General features: G+C 76.0%; 2 protein-coding genes and 1 pseudogene. All 3 read left to right on the top strand.

From position 1 onward, the window contains the following. Positions 1–974 (top strand): gephyrin-like molybdotransferase Glp (glp, locus tag CWIS_RS12685; RefSeq protein ID WP_048343677.1); only part of this gene is annotated, 974 nt, incomplete at its 5' end. Then, entirely contained in the window at positions 974–1,576 is a 603-nt protein-coding gene (locus CWIS_RS12690; RefSeq protein WP_048343678.1) for a GNAT family N-acetyltransferase, read from the top strand. The genes glp and CWIS_RS12690, both read left to right, overlap by 1 nt. Positions 1,577–1,780: 204 nt before the next feature. Further along, positions 1,781–2,002: pseudogene (locus tag CWIS_RS12695) on the top strand (hypothetical protein); the annotation flags it as partial.

Genomic DNA, 2,002 nt, shown 5'->3' on the forward strand with positions numbered 1-2,002 from the left:
TCGCGCCCGGCCAGGCCGTGCGCGTGTCGTCGGGCGCCCCGCTACCGCTCGGTGCCGACTCGGTCGTGCCCGTCGAGGAGACGGACCGCGGCGCGGCGCGATTCGCGATGCAGCGCCCGGCCGTCGCGGGCCAGCACGTGCGGGCCGTCGGTGCCGACGTCCGCACCGGCGAGGTCGTGCTCACCGCCGGCACGCGTCTGGGAGCGCGCCAGCTCGCGCTCGCGGCGACGCTCGGGCACGGTCGCCTGCACGTGCACCCCACGCCGCGAGTCGTGCTGCTGTCGGTGGGCGACGAGCTCGTCGAGCCCGGCAGCGCGCGGCCCCCGGAGGGCGCGGTGTTCGAGACCGACGGCCACGCGCTGGAGGCCGCGGTCCGGGACGCCGGGGCCACGCCCGTGCGCGTCGGGATCCTGCCCGACGACCGCGGCACGCTGCGCGAGGCGCTCGACGACCAGCTCGTGCGCGCGGACCTCGTCGTGATCACCGGCGGGCTGTCCGAGCTCGTCGGCGACACCGTGAAGGACGTGCTCGCGACGCTCGGCACGGTCCGGCTCGACCACGTGGCGATGACGCCCGGGTTCCGGCACGGGTTCGGCACGGTCGGCACCGAGCTGGGCGCCGACCGCACCGTGCCGATCTTCGCGCTGCAGGGCGACCCCGTCGCGGCGCAGGTGTCGTTCGAGGTGTTCGTGCGTCCCGCGCTGCGGGCCATGGCGGGTCACTCCGAGCTGTACCGGCCGAGCGTCGCCGCGCGCGCCACGCACGGCTGGACCGCGCCGACGGGCCTGCGGCAGTTCGTCCCCGCGACCGTGCTGGGCTCGCCCGAGGAGGGCTACCGGGTCACCGCTCTGGGCGACCCGCTCGCGCCGACGGTCAGCGCGCTCGCGCACGCGAACGCGCTCGCGGTCGTCGGCGAGCAGGACACCACCGTCGCGCCGGGGCAGGTCGTGCACTGCCTGGTGCTGGAGGGCTGATGGCGCACGGCTGGCCGGCGGTCCTCGTCGACGACCTCGTCCGCCTGCGGCCGCTGCGCCGCCGGGACGGGCCGGCGTGGCTCGAGCTGCGCGCGCAGAACCAGTCCTGGCTCGAGCCGTGGGACGCCACCAGCCCCGTGCCGGTCGACGGCCCGCGGCCCACGTTCGCGCAGTTCGTGCGCACCCTGTCCGCGCAGGCGCGCTCGGGCACGAGCCTGCCGTTCGCGGTGGACTTCGCGGGCGAGCTCGTCGGGCAGGTGACGGTCTCCTCGATCACCTACGGCTCGCTGCGGTCCGGCGCGATCGGGTACTGGCTCTCGGAGCACGTCGCCGGGCGCGGCGTGATGCCTGTGGCGGTGGCCCTCGCGGTGGACCACTGCTTCACGACCGCAGGGCTGCACCGCATCGAGGTGAACATCCGGCCCGAGAACCGGCCGTCGCTGCGCGTCGTCGAGAAGCTGGGCCTGCGCGACGAGGGCGTGCGCGAGCGGTTCCTGCACATCGGCGACCGCTGGTGCGACCACCGTTCGTTCGCCCTCACCGCCGAGGAGGTCCCCGACGGCCTCCTGGCCCGCTACCGCGCCACCCGCCCCGCCCCCTGACCCGCGCTCGTCGCGTCGGCCGGCCCCTTCCGCTGCCGCCCGGCCGGCGGCTTCGGCAGGGCTCCGACGAGTTCGGCACTCTCGTGCGGGATCGGCAGTCCGGAGGCGCGATCTGGCGGGGGTGTGCCGAACTCGTCGGGATGCGCCGTGCGACACGCCGGACGCGTGCGCGACCAGGGGGGTGCACCGCCCTAACGTCGGGGCGTGAAGGATCTCACCGGACCGATTGCGCTTGCGCTCGTCGGCCTGTGGGTGGCGTACCTGGTGCCGCACAAGCTGCGGTACCGGCAACAGCTGGTGGAGTCCCGGGTCGACGACCGGTTCTCCGACGCACTGCGTGTGGTCGCGGTCAGCGACCGCCCGGGTCGCGCCCGGGCGCAGGCGCCGGTGACCGGACCCGACTGCCGACCTGCCGGCACGCCGGGG

Origin of the sequence: Cellulomonas sp. A375-1 (genome assembly GCF_001040865.1) — a bacterium.
Lineage (GTDB): Bacteria > Actinomycetota > Actinomycetes > Actinomycetales > Cellulomonadaceae > Cellulomonas > Cellulomonas gelida.

What these genes read in the sequence shown, in the direction of transcription:
- CWIS_RS12690 (WP_048343678.1), top strand. Translation starts at nt 974, where the DNA reads ATGGCGCACGGCTGGCCGGCGGTCCTCGTCGACGACCTCGTCCGCCTG.